Source organism: Bradyrhizobium sp. 23 (assembly GCF_023073295.1).
Classification (GTDB): domain Bacteria; phylum Pseudomonadota; class Alphaproteobacteria; order Rhizobiales; family Xanthobacteraceae; genus Bradyrhizobium; species Bradyrhizobium canariense_D.
The window spans coordinates 667,521-684,707 of sequence record NZ_JADPJF010000151.1; the positions used below are offsets into that span (position 1 = coordinate 667,521).

At 63.4% G+C, this 17,187-nt stretch carries 18 protein-coding genes; 9 read left to right on the forward strand and 9 right to left on the reverse strand.

Annotated features, from left to right (window positions below; genetic code table 11):
- Nucleotides 1-167: 167 nt before the first annotated feature.
- Entirely contained in the window at nucleotides 168-1,028 is an 861-nt protein-coding gene (locus IVB32_RS40275; RefSeq protein ID WP_018459779.1) for a sulfite exporter TauE/SafE family protein, read from the forward strand.
- Here the strand turns inward: IVB32_RS40275 and IVB32_RS40280 are convergent.
- Nucleotides 1,025-1,534, reverse strand: a complete 510-nt coding sequence (locus IVB32_RS40280) for a hypothetical protein (RefSeq protein ID WP_204512880.1) — start codon at nucleotides 1,532-1,534, stop codon at nucleotides 1,025-1,027. The two genes, IVB32_RS40275 and IVB32_RS40280, sit on opposite strands and share 4 nt — an antisense overlap.
- Before the next feature lie 28 nt (nucleotides 1,535-1,562).
- Nucleotides 1,563-3,092: a malonyl-CoA synthase gene (locus IVB32_RS40285; protein WP_247372294.1), complete on the reverse strand. Its 1,530-nt coding sequence runs from the start codon at nucleotides 3,090-3,092 to the stop codon at nucleotides 1,563-1,565.
- Nucleotides 3,093-3,202: 110 nt separating this feature from the next.
- On the opposite strand from IVB32_RS40285, the gene IVB32_RS40290 reads away from it, so the two are divergent.
- The 4 genes from IVB32_RS40290 (at nucleotide 3,203) to IVB32_RS40305 (ending at nucleotide 6,429) form a co-directional block, all read left to right on the forward strand.
- A complete protein-coding gene (locus tag IVB32_RS40290; protein WP_018459782.1) occupies nucleotides 3,203-3,964 on the forward strand; it encodes an SDR family NAD(P)-dependent oxidoreductase in 762 nt (253 codons plus the stop codon).
- A gap of 300 nt (nucleotides 3,965-4,264) precedes the next feature.
- On the forward strand, nucleotides 4,265-4,819 hold the full coding sequence (locus tag IVB32_RS40295; RefSeq protein WP_018459783.1) for a fasciclin domain-containing protein: 555 nt from the start codon (nucleotides 4,265-4,267) through the stop codon (nucleotides 4,817-4,819).
- Nucleotides 4,820-5,002: 183 nt separating this feature from the next.
- The gene (locus tag IVB32_RS40300) at nucleotides 5,003-5,632 is read left to right on the forward strand and encodes a cytochrome b/b6 domain-containing protein (RefSeq protein WP_018459784.1); all 630 of its coding nucleotides are present in this window, start codon (nucleotides 5,003-5,005) and stop codon (nucleotides 5,630-5,632) included.
- Nucleotides 5,633-5,646: 14 nt separating this feature from the next.
- The gene (locus tag IVB32_RS40305; protein WP_204512876.1) at nucleotides 5,647-6,429 is read left to right on the forward strand and encodes a molybdopterin-dependent oxidoreductase; all 783 of its coding nucleotides are present in this window, start codon (nucleotides 5,647-5,649) and stop codon (nucleotides 6,427-6,429) included.
- 138 nt (nucleotides 6,430-6,567) lie between these two features.
- Here the strand turns inward: IVB32_RS40305 and IVB32_RS40310 are convergent, their stop codons facing one another.
- Entirely contained in the window at nucleotides 6,568-7,758 is a 1,191-nt protein-coding gene (locus IVB32_RS40310) for a YbfB/YjiJ family MFS transporter (RefSeq protein ID WP_018459786.1), read from the reverse strand.
- 132 nt (nucleotides 7,759-7,890) lie between these two features.
- Between IVB32_RS40310 and leuB the strand changes: the two genes are divergently transcribed.
- Complete coding sequence (gene leuB, locus IVB32_RS40315; RefSeq protein ID WP_018459787.1) at nucleotides 7,891-9,003, forward strand: 3-isopropylmalate dehydrogenase; 1,113 nt, start codon at nucleotides 7,891-7,893, stop codon at nucleotides 9,001-9,003.
- A 148-nt stretch (nucleotides 9,004-9,151) separates the two neighbouring features.
- Here the strand turns inward: leuB and IVB32_RS40320 are convergent, their stop codons facing one another.
- Nucleotides 9,152-9,538: a hypothetical protein gene (locus tag IVB32_RS40320; protein ID WP_018459788.1), complete on the reverse strand. Its 387-nt coding sequence runs from the start codon at nucleotides 9,536-9,538 to the stop codon at nucleotides 9,152-9,154.
- 156 nt (nucleotides 9,539-9,694) lie between these two features.
- Entirely contained in the window at nucleotides 9,695-10,483 is a 789-nt protein-coding gene (locus tag IVB32_RS40325; RefSeq protein ID WP_247372295.1) for a hypothetical protein, read from the reverse strand.
- 116 nt (nucleotides 10,484-10,599) lie between these two features.
- On the opposite strand from IVB32_RS40325, the gene IVB32_RS40330 reads away from it, so the two are divergent.
- Nucleotides 10,600-11,634 carry an aspartate-semialdehyde dehydrogenase gene (locus IVB32_RS40330; RefSeq protein ID WP_018459790.1) on the forward strand — a complete coding sequence of 345 codons (1,035 nt, stop codon included), beginning with the start codon at nucleotides 10,600-10,602 and terminating at the stop codon, nucleotides 11,632-11,634.
- Between the two features lie 115 nt (nucleotides 11,635-11,749).
- Here IVB32_RS40330 and IVB32_RS40335 read toward each other — a convergent pair whose 3' ends face one another.
- Nucleotides 11,750-12,394: a carbonic anhydrase gene (locus IVB32_RS40335; RefSeq protein ID WP_018459791.1), complete on the reverse strand. Its 645-nt coding sequence runs from the start codon at nucleotides 12,392-12,394 to the stop codon at nucleotides 11,750-11,752.
- Nucleotides 12,395-12,496: 102 nt separating this feature from the next.
- Between IVB32_RS40335 and IVB32_RS40340 the strand changes: the two genes are divergently transcribed.
- Together IVB32_RS40340 and IVB32_RS40345 are read left to right on the forward strand one after the other, a co-directional pair.
- Nucleotides 12,497-13,378 (forward strand): CoA ester lyase, encoded by an 882-nt coding sequence (locus tag IVB32_RS40340; protein ID WP_018459792.1) that lies wholly within the window; start codon nucleotides 12,497-12,499, stop codon nucleotides 13,376-13,378.
- Nucleotides 13,379-13,486: 108 nt separating this feature from the next.
- Entirely contained in the window at nucleotides 13,487-15,181 is a 1,695-nt protein-coding gene (locus IVB32_RS40345; RefSeq protein WP_247295776.1) for a caspase family protein, read from the forward strand.
- A gap of 51 nt (nucleotides 15,182-15,232) precedes the next feature.
- On the opposite strand, the gene IVB32_RS40350 is transcribed toward IVB32_RS40345, so the two are convergent.
- The 3 genes from IVB32_RS40350 to leuD form a co-directional block, all read right to left on the reverse strand.
- The gene (locus IVB32_RS40350; RefSeq protein WP_247413122.1) at nucleotides 15,233-15,652 is read right to left on the reverse strand and encodes a hypothetical protein; all 420 of its coding nucleotides are present in this window, start codon (nucleotides 15,650-15,652) and stop codon (nucleotides 15,233-15,235) included.
- Between the two features lie 225 nt (nucleotides 15,653-15,877).
- On the reverse strand, nucleotides 15,878-16,663 hold the full coding sequence (locus IVB32_RS40355; protein WP_018459794.1) for a hypothetical protein: 786 nt from the start codon (nucleotides 16,661-16,663) through the stop codon (nucleotides 15,878-15,880).
- A 136-nt stretch (nucleotides 16,664-16,799) separates the two neighbouring features.
- Nucleotides 16,800-17,187: 3-isopropylmalate dehydratase small subunit (gene leuD, locus IVB32_RS40360; protein ID WP_247413125.1), on the reverse strand; the 388-nt coding region annotated here is incomplete at its 5' end.

The window sequence follows — 17,187 nt, forward strand, 5'->3', positions numbered from 1 at the left end:
GCGCGCCGATTTTTCGCGAGACGGGCGGATATGCGCAGTCCGCATCCCACCCCGGACCGGAGATGCGGCGGTCGACCCGACAAATCAGATCGCCTAGAGCATTGCGGGCAGCCGTTTCCGAGCGATGCATCGGAGAAGTTGCGACCCATCGCCGGGGCAGGTCAGGGGTGATTGCAGGACTTGATATCAAGGAGATCGCCGAACTCGCGCTGCTGCTGATCGCAACCGGCGCGCTCTCCGGATTTTTGGCCGGCGTGTTCGGCATCGGCGGCGGCGCGATTCTGGTGCCGGTGTTCTACGAGTGCTTCCGCATCGCCGGTGTGCCGCTCGAGGTGCGCATGCCGCTCTGCATCGGCACTTCGCTCGCTGTCATCATTCCGACCTCGATCCGTTCGTTCCAGGCGCACTACAGGCGCGGCGCCGTCGATCTTGCGATCCTCCGGGTCTGGTGGCTGCCGATCCTGATCGGCGTCGTCGCCGGCAGCGTGGTCGCGCGTTACGCGCCGGAGCGACTGTTCAAGATCGTGTTCGTCGCCGTCGCTTGGTCGGCCGCGGTACGGCTGATCTTCGCGCGCGAGAGCTGGAAGCTCGGCGATGATCTGCCGAAGGGCCCCTTGATGCGGATCTACGGCTTCTGCGTCGGCATTTTGTCGACGTTGATGGGCATCGGCGGTGGCCTGTTCTCGAACCTGCTGATGACGTTCTACGGCCGCCCGATCCACCAGGCAGTGGCGACATCGTCGGCGCTCGCGGTCTTGATCTCGATCCCCGGCGCGCTCGGCTACATCTATGCCGGTTGGCCTGCGGCGGTGAGCTACCCGGCCGTTGCAGCCCTGCAGGTCCCGTTCGCGCTCGGTTACGTCTCGCTGATCGGCGCGGTCCTGGTGATGCCAATGAGCCTTGTGACGGCACCGCTCGGTGTGAAGGCTGCGCATGCAATGTCGAAGCGGACGCTGGAAGTCGCGTTCGGGTGCTATCTGTTCATCGTCGGCAGCAGGTTTGTGATGAGCCTGGTGGGTGGGCACTAATTGACGGACCGGTCCTTCAATCTCACTTCGCTGTGGCCCCACATTTGAAGATTGCCTTGCGCCTCCAGGAGGTCGGCCTCAACCAACGCCTGAATGCGGGCCGCAAAGACCTCAAAATCGACGGGAGCCGCTAGCGCTTCTTCCTTTTCGACCCTCTCAACCGCGCAGTACAGGACCATTGCGAACTTCTGCCATCGCGACTTCATGACAGAGAAAATGACGCGATCCAAATCGGTCTCCAGCACAGAGGACGGAAGTGAAACGTCTTCCCACCGGAGTGTGCTGTCGATGGTGGCAGGCCGTCCCGGCGGTTCAAGATCCGGAAATCGCTTGTAGATCAATCGCAGAAGCTTGAATTGCAAATGGAAAACCGCCGTTACGAGCGGATCTGCAAACAGCTTTCGGCCGTCATCGCCAACATCGACGATCGCGGCCTCCGCTCGCCGGAATGCTGCGGCGGCATCGAGCAGGTGCTTGTGTATCTTCTTAGCTTGCTCTCGGTTCATGTCCCCCCAGCCCGGAGCAGTTGCGCCCCTATTTCTTCGCGTAAAGATCCTTGTACGTATCCCGCAGCACGTTCTTCTGCACCTTGCCCATGGTGTTGCGCGGCAGCTCGTCGACCACGAAGACCCGCTTGGGCATCTTGAACTTGGCCAGCCGGCCGTCGAGCGCCTTCAGCACCGCGGCCTCGGTCACATCGGCGCCCTTGTTGCAGACCAGCACCGCCGTGACGCCCTCCCCGAAATCAGCGTGGGGCACGCCGATCACGGCGGATTCGATCACGCCGGGCATGGCGTCGATCTCGCTCTCGATTTCCTTCGGGTAGACATTGAAGCCGCCGGAGATCACGAGATCCTTGCCGCGGCCGAGAATATGGACGTAACCCTTGGCGTCGATCTTGCCGAGGTCGCCGGTGATGAAGAAGCCGTCGTCGCGGAATTCCGCCTTGGTCTTCTCCGGCATGCGCCAATAGCCCTTGAACACGTTCGGGCCCTTGACCTCGATCATGCCGATTTCGTCACGGGGCAGCTCCTTGCCGGTCTCGGGATCGGTGACGCGTACGGACACGCCGGGGAGCGGAAAGCCGACCGCGCCGGGCACGCGCTCGCCGTCATAGGGATTCGACGTGTTCATGTTGGTCTCGGTCATGCCGTAGCGCTCGAGCACCGCGTGCCCCGTGCGCGCCGACCATTCGCGATGGGTTTCGGCGAGCAGCGGCGCCGAGCCCGAGACGAACAGCCGCATGTGCTTTGTGGTTTCGCGCGACAGCGCAGCGTTCTGGAGCAGACGGGTATAGAACGTCGGCACGCCCATCAGCACCGTGGCACGCGCCATCAGCTTGATGATCAGATCCGGGTCGAGCTTCGGCAGGAAGATCATCGATGCCCGCGCAAACAGCGTCACGTTGGTCGCCACGAACAGGCCGTGGGTGTGGTAGATCGGCAGTGCGTGGATCAGCACGTCCTTGTCGGTGAAGCGCCAGAAGCCGACGAGCGAGAGCGAGTTCGACGCCAGATTGTCGTGGGTCAACATCGCGCCCTTGGAGCGGCCGGTGGTGCCGGACGTGTAGAGGATCGCGGCGAGATCGTCGTTTGCGCGCGCCACCGTGGTGAATTCGCTGCTCGTCTTGTCGGCGGCGTCCGTCAGCGAGCCCTTGCCGTCAGGCCCGAGCGTCTCGACTTTGGCCTTCACCTTGGCGGCGATGGGGGCGAGGCCCTCCGCCTTGGCGGGATCGCAGACCACCAGCGAGGGCTCGGCATCGCCGATGAAGTAGTCGAGCTCGTTGAGCGTATAGGCGGTGTTGAGCGGCAGATAGACTGCGCCGGCCCGCACCGTGGCCAAATACAGCACGATGTTGGTCACGGACTTCTCGACCTGCACCGCAATGCGGTCGCCGGGCTTCACGCCGCGCGCGACCAGCACATTGGCCATCTGTCCGGCCCGGGCGATCAGATCACCATAGCTGATGCGGACCCCGTCATGCGTCTCGATCGCGAGGCGCTTCGGATCGTCGAGGCCGTCGAACAGGCGGGAAAACAGATTGGCGTTGGCAGCTTGGTTCATGCAAGATTTCCTCGACCGCAAGGCTTGACCGCAACGATCGTCAGAGGCCGGTCAAAACCGAGGGCTGGATTAGCAAAAACCGCCCCGATGAAGCAACGGAGACAGTTTGCATGACCAAAAACGGGAAACGCGTGGCCTGGGTGACAGGCGGGGGCAGCGGGATCGGGGAGGCCGGCGCCGAGGCGCTGGCGGCCGACGGCTGGACGGTGGTGGTTTCGGGCCGGCGCAAGGACGCCCTGGATACCGTGGTCGCGAAGATCGCCCAGACGGGCGGGGCCGCCGAGGCCATCGCGCTGGACGTGTCGGTCGCCGCCGCGGCCCAGAAGGCGGCTGATCAAATCGTTGCGAAGCACGGCCGGATCGACCTGCTGGTGAACAATGCCGGCATCAATGTCCCTAAGCGGAGCTGGAAGGACATGGAACTGGAGGGCTGGGACCAGCTGGTCCAGGTCAATCTCAACGGCGTGCTCTATTGCATGCGCGCGGTGCTGCCGACGATGCGCAAGCAGCAGGACGGCTCCATCATCAACGTCTCGTCCTGGGCCGGCCGCCACGTCTCGAAAATGCCGGGCCCGGCCTACACCACGACCAAGCATGCGGTGCTGGCGCTGACGCATTCCTTCAACATGGACGAATGCGTCAACGGCTTGCGCGCCTGCTGCCTGATGCCGGGCGAGGTGGCGACCCCGATCCTGAAGCTGCGCCCGGTGGTACCGAGCGAGGAGGAGCAGGCCAGGATGCTGCAATCCGAAGATCTCGGCCGCACCATCGCGTTCATCGCGAGCATGCCGGCGCGGGTGTGCATCAATGAACTGCTGATCAGCCCGACGCATAATCGCGGGTTTATCCAGACGCCGCACAACAGGGATTGAGCGGCAGGTAGATCGTCGAGGCGCGTCATTGCGAGCGAAGCGAAGCAATCCAGCGGTGCATCCGCGGTGGCAGCCTGGATCGCTTCGTCGCTTCGCTCCTCGCAATGACGCCCCCCACGGAGAACCACGCACTTAGTTTCACCCATCACAAAGAAGTTTTGTTCGAAACCGCTTCGCAAACGCTCCCGTAGTTCGAGCCAACGACGGCGCTGCTGCTTCACACTCGCAGGTCGCAGCCACTGTTGTTGCCCAACTCGAACGCCGGCAATCGCCGGTCACAATCCAATCGGGAGACCCTCCATGTCGAAGCGTATTGCCTATCTCACCGCTGCGGCCTTCAGCGCGCTGGCCATCACCGCGACCGTCGTCGCGCCCGCCCGCGCCGAGGAAAAGACCGTCATGGTCGGCGGCGCCGCGATGTTCCCGTCCAAGAACATCGTCCAGAACGCCGTCAACTCGAAGGACCACACCACGCTGGTGGCGGCGGTGAAGGCGGCCGGCCTGGTGCCGACGCTGGAAGGCAAGGGTCCGTTCACGGTGTTCGCGCCGACCAACGCCGCCTTCGGCAAGCTGCCGGCCGGCACCGTCGACACTCTGGTGAAGCCCGAGAACAAGGCGACGCTGACCAAGATCCTCACCTACCATGTCGTGCCCGGCAAGCTCGAGGCGTCCGACCTCACCGACGGCAAGAAGATGAAGACCGCCGAAGGCGAGGAGCTGACGGTGAAGAAGCAGGACGGCAAGGTCTGGATCCTCGACGCCAAGGGCGGTACCTCGATGGTGACGATCTCCAATGTCAACCAGTCGAACGGTGTAATCCATGTGGTCGACACCGTGCTGATGCCGGCGACGTAAACACCGCGCCGTCCGGCTTCATCCCCGAACCGGATGCGACGAAATGGCGAGCCGGGGGTACCCGGCTCGCTTTATTGTGACCACGATAGCCAGCCGACATGGATTCGATGCCGAACAGGGCGTAACGAAAGCGGAAGCATCGGCGTATAATTGCTGTCAGACGATGTTCAGGACGGAACCGCCATGTCGAGCCTCACAGTCACCGACGAGCAGGTCAGCGCCACCCCGGCCAAAGTGATCCAGCCGGCCTGGGTCCGGGTCATGCACTGGATCAACGCTTTCGCCATGATCCTGATGATCCTGTCGGGTTGGCAGATCTACAACGCCTCGCCGCTGTTCGGTTTCAGCTTTCCGCGCGAGTACACGCTCGGCGGCTGGCTCGGTGGCGGCCTGCTCTGGCACTTTGCGGCGATGTGGCTGTTGATGATCAACGGCCTTGCCTATCTCGTCACCGGCCTTGCCACCGGCCGCTTCCGGAAAAAACTGCTGCCGATCACCCCATCCGGCGTGCTCCACGACGTCAGGGCTGCGCTGACCTTCAAGCTCGGCCATGCCGATCTCTCCGTCTACAATTACGTCCAGCGCGTGCTCTATGCCGGCATCATATTGATCGGCGTGATCATCGTGCTGTCGGGGCTGGGAATGTGGAAACCGGTGCAACTGCACTGGCTCGTGTCCCTGTTCGGCGACTATCCGACCGCGCGCTACATCCATTTCTTCTGCATGGCCGCGATCTGCGCCTTCCTGGTCATTCATGTTTTACTCGCGCTGCTGGTGCCGAAGAGCCTGCGCGCGATGATCATCGGCCGTTGAGTGGAGAGAGAGTCATGGCGAAGCGCTCATTCCTGATCCCGGGCGTCGACAAGCGGCTGCTGATCAAGGATTCCATCAAGACGATGCCAGAGGTCAGCCGCCGCCGCTTCATCGCGGGCGGCGCAAGCCTCGGGGCGCTGACGCTGCTCACCGGCTGCGACGTGATCGACTCGTCCTCCGCGGAGGAGATGCTGAAGTCGGTTTCGAAATTCAACGATGCCGTGCAGGATTTCATCTTCAATCCCGACGCGCTGGCGCCGACGTTTCCCGAGAGCGCGATCACAAAACCGTTTCCGTTCAACGCCTATTACGATCTCGACGACGCGCCCGATGTCGACGGTGCCGACTGGAAGCTCGAAGTCCGCGGTCTCGTCGAGAACAAGAAGTCGTGGACGCTTCCCGAGCTGTACAAGCTGCCGCAGGCTACGCAGATCACCCGTCACATCTGCGTCGAGGGCTGGAGCGCGATCGGCAGCTGGACCGGTACACCCATGCGCGACTTCCTTAAGCTGATCGGCGCCGACACCCGCGCAAAGTATGTCTGGTTCCAGTGCGCCGACAAGGACGGCTACAATTCTCCGCTCGACATGCGCACCGCGCTGCATCCGCAGACCCAGATGACGTTCAAATATGCGGGCGAAATCCTGCCGCGCGCCTACGGCTTCCCGATGAAGATCCGCGTGCCGACCAAGCTCGGCTTCAAGAACCCGAAATACGTGGTGTCGATGGAAGTCACCAACGACTACAAGGGCGGCTATTGGGAAGACCAGGGGTACAATTCGTTCAGCGGAAGCTAGCTGTTGTCGTCCCGGCGAAGGCCGGGGCCCATACCGCGAGGTCTATCGATTTTCGCTAGATGCCAATCCCGAACGACCAGTCTTCCCCAAAATGCTCCCTGTGGTTATGGGTCCCGGCCTTCGCCGGGACGACACTTGTTATGAGGCCGGCTCCACTTTCCGCTGGCACAGCGCGGCAACCGCGCCCAGCGCCAGCAGCGCCGCCGACACATTCAGCGCGTAACTCAAGCTCCCCAGCGCGTCCGTGATCGCGCCGACCACGATCGGGCCCAGCGTCTGGCCGACGCCGAACGAGATCGTCATCGCCGCGATCGCGGTCGGCCACACCTCGGGCGGATAGTTGAAGCGCACGAAGGCGGTGGTCGAGCCGACTACGGCGAAGAAGGCGACGCCGAACACGATCGCCGAGACCGCGAGCCATGCCGGCGAATGCCCGAGCATCGGCAGGGCGGCGCCGAGCGCGTTGGTGCCGAGGATGATGGCGGTGGCAAGACCACCGCGATCGAGCGCGAGCACGCGGCGCCAGGCCCACGGCGTGACGAAGGCGCTCAAGCCAATCAGGCTCCAGAACGCGGCCTGCGCTGCGGCCCCGCCGCCGCCGTCGCGCACATAGGCGATCATGAAGGTCATGTAGGCGATGTAACCCGCGCCAAACAGGAAGTAGCCGGCGAGGTAGATCAGCACCGGAAAAATGGCGAAGGCGCCGTGGCCGCCTTGCGAGAAACGCACGCCGCTCTCGATGCGGACCAGGAACAGCGGCACGGTCATGACGACAGACAGCAGCGTCATCGCCCACCACACGATCCACCACGAGCCCGGCCCGAAATATTGCAGCGTGAACGGGGCGATCAGGCCCGAGGCGAGAATGCCGATGCCGGGTCCGGCATAGAACAGGCTCAGCAGGAAATTGGCCCGCTCCGGGCGCGACTGCGCAATGGAAGCGGCCAGCGCGCCGCCGGCGACGAAACCGGCCGCGGCGCCAACGCCCAGCACGAGACGGGCCAGGCTCAGCGCAACGAAGTTCCCGGTCAGCGCGCAAGTCGCAAGCGCGGCGACGCAGGCCAGGGTTCCGCCACGGATCGCGGCCGACCAGCCGACCCGTTCGATCAACCGGGATGCCACAAGCGCGCCCGCGAGGTAGCCGACGGCGTTGATGGTGTTCATGAAACCGGCCGCCGAGTAGGACCAGCCGAGGTCCTCCCGCATGTCGGGCAGCACCAGCGAATAGGCGAAGCGGCCGATACCCAGCCCAACCGTCGCAGCCAGCGACAGGGTCAGGATCAGCCGCGCGGGATGGGCGTCGGGCGGGGGACGTTCAGGGGCGTGCAAATGGGTACTCCGGCATGCGCAGTGTGGCAGGCCCTGCCCGCGTTGCACAGAACCGAAGCGGCAATGGTGTCTTGCCAAGCACGCAACGCCGCTCTAGCACTCCGGCCGAAATCGACCTCAGAGGAAACGACCATGGCGACCCACAAACTGCTGCTGCTTCCCGGCGACGGTATCGGCCCCGAGGTGATGGGCGAGGTGAAGCGGCTGATCGACTGGCTCAGTTCGGCGGGGATCGCCAAGTTCGAGACCGACACCGGCCTCGTTGGCGGTTCGGCCTATGACGCACACAAGGTGTCGATCTCGGAAGGCGACATGGCCAAGGCCAAGGAGGCCGACGCCATCATCTTCGGTGCGGTCGGCGGTCCCAAATGGGACGCGGTGCCCTACGAGGTGCGCCCCGAAGCCGGCCTACTGCGCCTGCGCAAGGATCTCGGTCTGTTCGCCAACCTCCGTCCCGCGGTCTGCTACCCGGCGCTGGCGGAGGCCTCCAGCCTGAAGCGCGAGGCGGTCGAGGGCCTCGACATCATGATCGTGCGCGAACTCACCGGCGGCGTCTATTTCGGCGAGCCCAAGACCATCACCGATCTCGGCAACGGCCAGAAGCGCGCCATCGATACCCAGGTCTACGACACCTATGAGATCGAGCGCATCGGCCGCGTCGCCTTCGAGCTTGCGAAGAAGCGCAAGAACAAGGTGACGTCGATGGAGAAGCGCAACGTCATGAAGTCGGGCGTGCTCTGGAATGAGGTCATGACCCAGGTCCACAAGCGCGAATATCCCGACGTCACGCTCGAGCATCAGCTCGCCGATTCCGGCGGCATGATGCTGGTGAAATGGCCGAAGCAGTTCGACGTCATCGTCACCGACAATCTGTTCGGCGACATGCTGTCCGACATTGCTGCGATGTTGACGGGATCGCTCGGCATGCTGCCCTCGGCCTCGCTCGGCGAGGTCGACGTCAAGAGCAAGAAGCGCAAGGCGCTGTACGAGCCCGTGCACGGCTCGGCGCCTGATATCGCAGGCCAGGGCCTCGCCAATCCGATCGCGATGATCTCGTCCTTCGGCATGGCGCTGCGCTACTCCTTCGACATGGGCGCGCTCGCCGACAAGGTCGACGCCGCGATCGCCGCGGTGCTGGCCAGCGGCCTGCGCACCGCCGACATCAAGTCGGAAGGCACCACTGCCGCCTCGACCACGCAGATGGGCGAAGCGATCTTGAAGGAATTGCAGAAGCTGCACGCTTAGAGCCGTAGCCCGGATGGAGCGAAGCGAAATCCGGCGTTCTTCCCGCGTGTCGAAAATCCCGGATTGCGCTTCGCTCCATCCGGGCTACACGACAAACAAAAATGGCCGGGCGCGAGCCCGGCCATTTGATTCGGTCGATATGTCCGCCTCAGTACAGCGGGAAATTCTGCGGATAGCCGCCAACATCCTGCGGCGTGCTCAGCGGCTGGCGATCGATCGGGCGGTTGAGATTTTCGCGCGCGAAGGTCGGATAGCCTACCGCCGGCGGGAAGGCGTAGTCGGAGAACTTGCGGTCGCCCGGATTGACCTCGGTGCCGCCGTCGAGCCAGGAGCGCTTGCTCACATAGATGCGGGTGCGGCCCTGCTGATAGCTCGAATTGGGGCCGCTCGGGCCGTAATAGTGACGGCCGCTGTCATAGCGCTGCTTCTTGGTGTCGGCCGAGGCGGGTGTCGCGAAGGCTGAGGACATGGCAATCACGGCGCCGGCCGTAAGCCACATCGCCAGTTTGTTCGCGGCAGAGAAATTCGAGCTCATCACGTCCCCTTCAGGCGGCAAGCCGCCAATCAATTTCACGCTCATACTAACCCGGCCGGGGCGGCTGCAACTAGGTCTATTGGGTCACACCAGCGCTGAATAATCGTGCGCGCCGGCAAAAGTTGCATGGATACAGCCACTTGAGCTTGATGCCGATCAGAGCGCGCCGCGCAACTGCGCATTGGCGGCGCCGAGCAGCCAGTCCGACGCGCCCGGGGGCGCGCAGGGGCGGCGCTTCAGCTCCGCATGGGCGAACAATTCGGCCAGCTTCGGCTCGTTGCCCGAGGTCAGCAGCGTTAGCCGGTTCAGCGTGCAGGCGATCGCGGCGCGCCGCGCAGGCAGGCTGTCGCCCTGGCAGGAGAATCCGGAGATCTGGAGCGCCGGCTCCTCGCTGCGCTTGAGGTAGCCGAGGCAGGCCCGCGCGCCCTCCGCCGGACCGGTCGGCTGGAATAGGGCGACGGGGCGGAATTTCGTGTCGATCAGGCCGGCTTGCTCCAGCGGGGTCGCGGTGCCCAGTCCCATCCGGACGGCCAGATCCATTGTTGCTGGACGCGTCACGTCGAATTCGCCGCCTTCCCGGTAAATCTCGAGCTCGGCCACGGTCCTGTCTGCCTCGCTGGCCCAGCGCATCACGTCCCTGCGGCCGCCTTCGGGATGCCTGAAGATCGCGTAAGAAGCTGTTTTTTCTGACGAATCGAGCCGGCTAAGGGCGAAGGCCGGAGGCGACCGGTCGGCCACGCTCCAATCGGGCTTCAGCGCCGGATCATCGTCGCGCAAGTTGGGCAGCTGGCCGAGTGCGGCAAGGCCGAGGATGGCAAACAGTACCAAAATCCCCACATAGGCGAACAGGCGCGCCAGCGTGCCGACGACCTCGTCGGCGAAGGCTGCAAGCGCCAGATGGATCTGGGTGGGGTTTGCGGCCGTGCTGGCCTCGGGCGAGTGCATCCACGTCCCTAAGGCATGGTCCAACGTTGTCTTGAGGCCGGTTCTCGCATAGAAGCGCTGCTCTTCCTGTTTAAGCCTCAGCTTCAGGAAAGAGCTTTTTCGTCGGAGAGTGAACGATGGGTTACAAAGTCGCAGTCGTCGGCGCGACCGGCAATGTCGGACGGGAAATGCTCAACATCCTCGACGAGCGCAAATTCCCTGCGGACGAGGTGGTGGCCCTGGCGTCACGCCGCAGCATGGGCGTCGAGGTCTCCTACGGCGACCGCACGCTGAAGGTCAAAGCGCTGGAGCATTACGACTTCTCCGACGTCGACATCTGCCTGATGTCGGCCGGCGGAGAGGTGTCGAAGGAATGGTCGCCGAAGATCGGCGCCGCCGGCACGGTCGTGATCGACAATTCCTCGGCCTGGCGCATGGACCCGGACGTGCCGTTGATCGTGCCGGAAGTGAATGCGGACGCGACTGCGGGCTTCAAGAAGAAGAACATCATCGCCAACCCGAACTGCTCGACCGCGCAGCTCGTGGTCGCGCTCAAGCCCCTGCACGACAAGGCGACGATCAAGCGCGTCGTGGTCTCGACCTATCAATCGGTGTCGGGCGCCGGCAAGGACGCGATGGACGAACTGTTCTCGCAGACCAAGGCCGTCTACACCAACCAGGAGCTGATCAATAACAAGTTTCCGGCGCGCATCGCCTTCAACGTCATCCCCCAGATCGACGTCTTCATGGAGGACGGCTACACCAAGGAAGAGTGGAAGATGATGGCGGAGACCAAGAAGATTCTTGATCCCAAGATCAAGCTCTCCGCGACCTGCGTGCGCGTGCCAGTTTTCGTCGGCCATTCCGAGGCCGTCAACATCGAGTTCGAGAACCCGATCAGCGCGGACGAAGCACGCGACATCCTGCGCAAGGCGCCGGGTTGTCTCGTCATCGACAAGCATGAGCCCGGCGGCTACGCCACGCCGTATGAAGCCGCCGGCGAGGACGCCACCTATATCAGCCGTATCCGCGAGGACGCGACGGTGGAGAACGGTCTCGTGCTGTGGTGCGTCTCGGATAATCTACGCAAGGGCGCCGCGCTCAACGCGATCCAGATCGCGGAAGTCCTGATCAACCGCAAGCTGATCAGCGCGAAGAAGAAGGCGGCGTAAGCCGTGCTGCCGTAGGGTGGGCAAAGACGCGAAGCGCCGTGCCCACCATCTTTCCACAATTGCTAGAAAAGTGGTGAGCACGCTTCGCTTTGCCCACCCCACAAGAGCTGCGGACCTACGCCATCTCGCGCGCGTTCCTGAATTCCTTCGCCGCCTTGTCCAGCACGAACAGTGATCCCTCCGCGACGCCGAAATAGGCGCCGTGGGTCTGCATCTGGCCGCTCTCGACCGCCTTCTGCACGAACGGGAAGGTCATCAGGTTTTCCAGGCTGCGGAACACCGCGGCCTTCTCGATGCGCTCGACGAATTGCGCCATGGTCTCGTGGTCGCGCTGCTCCACCACTTCGCCCGGCTTGATGAACATCTGCATCCATTTGCCGATGAAGTCGCCCGGCGTGAGCGGCTCGATCTTGTCGACGAAGGCGCGGATGCCGCCGCACTGGGCGTGCCCGAGCACCACGATGTGCTTCACCTTCAGCACCGTCACGGCATATTCCAGCGCCGCCGAGACGCCATGCGCGTTGCCGTCGGGCTGATACACCGGCACCAGATTGGCGATGTTGCGGACGACGAAGAGTTCGCCCGGCCCGACGTCGAAGATCACTTCGGGCGAGACGCGGCTGTCGCAGCAGCCGATCACCATCACTTCAGGGAACTGCCCCTTCACCGACAGCTCGCGGTAGCGGGTCTGCTCGGTCGGCAGCCGCTGGGTGGCGAAGGCCTTGTAGCCTTCCAGCAAATGCTCTGGGAATGTGGTCATGGCCTATGCCTAATCATATACCGCTGGGACGAACAAGCCTTTCGAATAGGCTGCTATCGGCTTCGGTCGGAATGAGATGAGGAAACCGGAAGGAACGCTTGCATGACCCGCCCGCGCCGCAGCCATCTGTTCATGCCCGGCTCCAACCCCCGCGCGCTGGAAAAGGCGCGCAATCTCGCCGCCGACGGCCTGATCCTCGACCTGGAAGACTCCGTCGCGCCCGATGCCAAGGCAGTGGCACGCGATGGCATCGCGGCCGCGATCGCGGCCAAAGGGTTCGGCAAGCGCGAGATCCTGATCCGGACCAACGGCCTCGACACGCCCTGGTGGGCCGACGATGTCGCGATGGCGGCGAATGCCTCGCCCGACGGCATCCTGGTTCCAAAGGTTTCACGCGTGGAGGAGCTCGACACGATCGGCCGCCGTCTCGCCGAACTCGGCGCGGCGCCGACCGTAAAGGTCTGGGCCATGATCGAGACCGCGCGCGCGGTACTGCATGCCGAAGAACTCGCTGCCGCCGGGCGCGATCCAGCGCGGCGCCTGTCAGGCTTCGTGTTCGGGCCCAACGACATCTCGCGCGAGACGCGCATCAAGATGCTGCCGGGCCGCGCGGCGATGATCCCGATGATCTCCCATTGCATCCTGGCGACGCGCGCCCATGGCCTCGAAATCCTCGACGGCCCCTATAGCGACATCGCCAACTCCGATGGTTTCGCCACCGAATGCGCGCAAGGCCGCGATCTCGGTTTCGACGGCAAGACGCTGATTCACCCCTCGCAGATCGAAGCCTGCAACGCGATCTTCACCCCGCCGGAGGAGGAAGTCGCGCGCGCGCGAAAGATCATCGCCGCGTTCGAGCTGCCGGAGAACGTCTCGCGCGGCGCGATCCGTCTCGACGGCGCCATGGTGGAGCGGCTGCACGCCGACATGGCGCGGCGCACGATCGAGATCGCGGACGCGATTGCGGCGATGGGGAAGGGCTGAGGGCAGGCGGTTGCGCTCAAGCCGAACGAACATTGACGCGGTTACCGGTATGCTCGGGGAGCCGCGGTTCTCTGAACGACCACGATCCCGGCTTTTCCCGTTGCGGTGGTGAAAGACAATGCTACCCTCACGCTCGATATTGATCCGGGCAAGCATTTGATGCGCATTTTTTTCCTAGCAGTCCTTCTCGTTACGTCATTTCCATTCGCCACGCCGGCGCTTGCGCAGCAGGTTCGGGTTGCGCTCGTCATCGGTAACGGCGCCTATGAGAAGGTAGCCGAGTTGCCGAACCCGACGCGCGATGCGGCCGACATCGGCCGCGCGCTGGAGCGGCTCGACTTCAAAGTCACCCAGGTCAAGAACGCGACTGCGCAAGAGATGAGGAAGTCTGTCGTCGAGTTCGGCCGCTCTGCGGAGGGAGCAGACCTTGCGGTCGTTTTCTATGCCGGACACGGCATGGAGGTCAGCGGCGAGAACTGGCTGATTCCGGTCGGCGCAGAGCTGCGCAGCGATACCGACATCGAAAGCGAGGCCATCAGCCTGCGCTCGGTGAGCCTTCAGGTTTCGAAGGCACGAAAGTTGGGCCTTGTGATACTGGACGCATGCCGCAACAATCCTTTTGCCGCAAAGATGAGACGCTCGCTGAGCACCCGGGCCGTGGCTCGCGGACTCGCTCCGACGGAGCCATCCGATAACGTTCTGATTGCGTACGCCGCCCGGGACGGTACTACGGCAAGCGACGGGGATGGCCGGAACAGCCCATTCACGGCATCGCTCCTTCGCCACATTGAAACGCCGGGGCTGGAGATATCGTTTCTGTTTCGTCGTGTTCGTGACGACGTGATGGCGGCCACCAGACGCGAGCAGCAGCCTTTCGTATACGGCTCTTTGTCGAAGGAAGAGATTTACCTGAGAGCTCCGGTGGCGAGCGCTCAAGCGCCAGTCGCGTCGGCTCCCGCGCCTGCAGATGCCGCGGAGGACGAGAAGTTTTGGCTGGCTATCCAGACGTCCACGGTGGCAGGCCTCTACGAGGAGTTTCTGACCAGGTACCCCCGCAGCAGCCACGCCGCAGAAGCGCGCCAGCGGGTGAAGAATTTCAAGGCCAACGAAGTTGCGGTGCTCTCATCCCCAGCTGCCCCTCCGAAACCGGACGCAAAAACCGTCGTCCGAAATCTATTTGCGCCCGAAGATAACCAGAAAGTTGCAGCCATCGCGGCAGCTCAGCAACTCAAACTGCCAAGCTACGCTATATCGCCTGATCAGAATGATCCGCTCAATGCTAACTCCAGATTTGTCGGCGTGTGGTCCAACAAACGTGGATGGACGAATGGCAAAGGACGGTATGCCATGCTGATCGTTACGGAAGTCTCTGCCACCGGGTTAGCCAAGGGACACTACCTCTGGGGACCGCCGACAAAGGCATCGTGGGTGAAGGATGAGGCGGGGTACCGGTCGTTTGCCGAATACATTGTGAACGACAAATTTTCCATCAGCGGAACACCCGTCACCGTCAGGATGGACAAGAACGTCCTTACGCTGTCGTCCGTCAACAAGGAAAATCCAACTGAGAAGGCGAACATAGAGCTCCGCCCTGTCTGGAAGCTCGTGCCAGCGCCGGAGGATGCTTCAAGCAAGCGCGAGAAAACCTCGCAGCCTCGTGCCGCCAAAAAGGAAAGCGCGGCCGAACCGAGCCCGTCAGGCAATGTCAGTGGGACGAGCATGGAAGAGCGCTATCGTGCTTGCAGAAAACTCGTCAAAGGATTTGCCCGGCGCGAGGCTTGTGCCCGTACGGGCGTGATCTAGCACCGGCGGGACATCCTGCCGCTAAACTAATCCTTTGATAAGGGCAACGCCTTAGCGATGCGCGTGATCCGCACGGTCGAGCGACTCCAGTGTCGAGGCATTGGCGCAGAAGCCGTGATAGTTCTCCGCGGCGGTGCCGTCGGCCAGCTCGCGATCGCAGTGGCCCTTGTGGCTGCAAAGCGCGCACACCCGCTCCATGTCGCGCAGCAGCAGCGGATGCGCGCGGCCGAGCCCTTCGGCACTGATGCCGAGCTGCTCCAGCATCTTCGGCAGCTCGTCGGCGGCGTGCTTGCCGTGACGGACCAGATCTTCCAGATCGTCAGGCGCGATCCGCAGGTCTTGCGCGATCCGGTCGAAATCGGCGCGGTCGAGCTGCCGGATCTCGTTCAGCTCGCGGCGATGCTTCAGCCAGCTTGCAAAGGACTCGATGAGGTCCTGGACAATGGGATAAGGCCTGGTTGCGGTGCTCATGCGAAGCTCCATTCGAACGACGGAATTGGAGCGAGATTAGGCACAATGGTGCAGGTGCGCGTTGCGCTGGATCAAATACAGCTCTCGTGTCCCGGACGCGCTGCAGCGTGAAGCGCTGCTCGCAGAGCCGGAGCCATCTCGCCGCATCGCTGGGCCCCGGCTCAGCAACGCACCGCTTCGCGCTGCGCTGCGTCCGGGCGCGAGAGCGCCGCACAGCGGAGAAAATTATGCGAACCGCTCCGCCGCCCACGCATACAGGCTGCCCGGGATCGGCTTCTCACCGCCGCGGCCCTTGGGCGAGATATGCAGGCCGATGATGTCGCGGTCGGTGACGAGGCCGAGATAGCTCGAGGGATCGAAGAACAGTTTTGGCTCGGCATGCACGGCGTAGAACGATTGCTTCGGCAAGGCGCAGTGCAGCTCGCCGGTGCGGCGCGCGAGCGCGGTGAGTGCCGCCGGCCCGAAGATCGCGACGCGGATGTCGGAGAGGCGGTTCGAGCCGCCGCGCAGGCGGCGCATCGCAAACGTGACGCGATGGCGCAGCGACAGCCAGTTCGGCGTCAGCTCCTCCTGCTCCATCAGCTCTTCGAAAGCGGCAACGATGCCGTGTTCAGGTGGAAGGTAAATCACGGAGTTGCCGAGCTGGCGCGGCCGCTCCCACGCGAAATAGGGCTTTGCCGGATCGATCTCGACGGGCCTGAGCAGCAGCACGTCGGCGTCGAGCCAGAGGCCGAGGTCCTTCGCCATCAGCTTCATGCGGAAGAAGTCGCTGAACTGAAGCGTGGTCCAGTCGCGCCAGCTGCCGTCCGGCTGCGGCGGTCGCAATCGTTCGGAGAACGCATGTGGCAGGATAGCTTCGGCATCGGCATTCTCGACGCCTGCGGGCAGGCCGGGAATGGTGTCAAAACTGTAGACCGTGACCTTGTGGCCGGCAGCCAGCTGCGAGCGCAGACAGGTCTGGCGCAAGGCGTCCATCGGGCCGTGCCAGAAGGTGACGATGTCGGGCAGCATGCGCGGAGCTTAGAGCATGATCCGGAAAAGTGTGCAGCGGTTTTCCGACAAGATCATGCTCGAAAGATACGGGATAATCAGAACAAAGAAAAAGCCCCGGCGCTTGTAGCACCGGGGCTTGAACAAAAACTTGAGATCAGGCCCAGGCGCGTTCGCGCTTTAGCTTGTCCTCATAGGTGTCGATCGAGGCCTTCTTCTCCATCGTCAGGCCGATGTCGTCGAGGCCGTTGATCAGGCAGTGCTTGCGGAACGGGTCGATCTCGAACTTGACCTTGCCGCCGTCGGGACCGCGGATCTCCTGGTTCGGCAGGTCGATCGTCAGCGTCGCGTTGGCGCCGCGCTCGGCGTCGTCGAACAGCTTGTCGAGGTCTTCCTGGGCCACGCGGATCGGCAGAATGCCGTTCTTGAAGCAGTTGTTGTAGAAGATGTCGCCGAACGAGGTCGAGATCACGCAGCGGATGCCGAAGTCGAGCAGCGCCCAGGGCGCGTGCTCGCGGCTCGAGCCGCAGCCGAAATTGTCGCCG

Excerpts from the sequence above, each read along its gene's own strand:
- IVB32_RS40280 (WP_204512880.1), bottom strand. The coding sequence starts at position 1,534 with ATGAACCGAGAGCAAGCTAAGAAGATACACAAGCACCTGCTCGATGCC.
- IVB32_RS40285 (WP_247372294.1), bottom strand. The coding sequence starts at position 3,092 with ATGAACCAAGCTGCCAACGCCAATCTGTTTTCCCGCCTGTTCGACGGC.
- IVB32_RS40290 (WP_018459782.1), top strand. The coding sequence starts at position 3,203 with ATGACCAAAAACGGGAAACGCGTGGCCTGGGTGACAGGCGGGGGCAGC.
- IVB32_RS40295 (WP_018459783.1), top strand. The coding sequence starts at position 4,265 with ATGTCGAAGCGTATTGCCTATCTCACCGCTGCGGCCTTCAGCGCGCTG.
- IVB32_RS40300 (WP_018459784.1), top strand. The coding sequence starts at position 5,003 with ATGTCGAGCCTCACAGTCACCGACGAGCAGGTCAGCGCCACCCCGGCC.
- IVB32_RS40305 (WP_204512876.1), top strand. The coding sequence starts at position 5,647 with ATGGCGAAGCGCTCATTCCTGATCCCGGGCGTCGACAAGCGGCTGCTG.
- leuB (WP_018459787.1), top strand. The coding sequence starts at position 7,891 with ATGGCGACCCACAAACTGCTGCTGCTTCCCGGCGACGGTATCGGCCCC.
- IVB32_RS40320 (WP_018459788.1), bottom strand. The coding sequence starts at position 9,538 with ATGAGCTCGAATTTCTCTGCCGCGAACAAACTGGCGATGTGGCTTACG.
- IVB32_RS40325 (WP_247372295.1), bottom strand. The coding sequence starts at position 10,483 with ATGCACTCGCCCGAGGCCAGCACGGCCGCAAACCCCACCCAGATCCAT.
- IVB32_RS40330 (WP_018459790.1), top strand. The coding sequence starts at position 10,600 with ATGGGTTACAAAGTCGCAGTCGTCGGCGCGACCGGCAATGTCGGACGG.
- IVB32_RS40335 (WP_018459791.1), bottom strand. The coding sequence starts at position 12,394 with ATGACCACATTCCCAGAGCATTTGCTGGAAGGCTACAAGGCCTTCGCC.
- IVB32_RS40340 (WP_018459792.1), top strand. The coding sequence starts at position 12,497 with ATGACCCGCCCGCGCCGCAGCCATCTGTTCATGCCCGGCTCCAACCCC.
- IVB32_RS40350 (WP_247413122.1), bottom strand. The coding sequence starts at position 15,652 with ATGAGCACCGCAACCAGGCCTTATCCCATTGTCCAGGACCTCATCGAG.
- IVB32_RS40355 (WP_018459794.1), bottom strand. The coding sequence starts at position 16,663 with ATGCTGCCCGACATCGTCACCTTCTGGCACGGCCCGATGGACGCCTTG.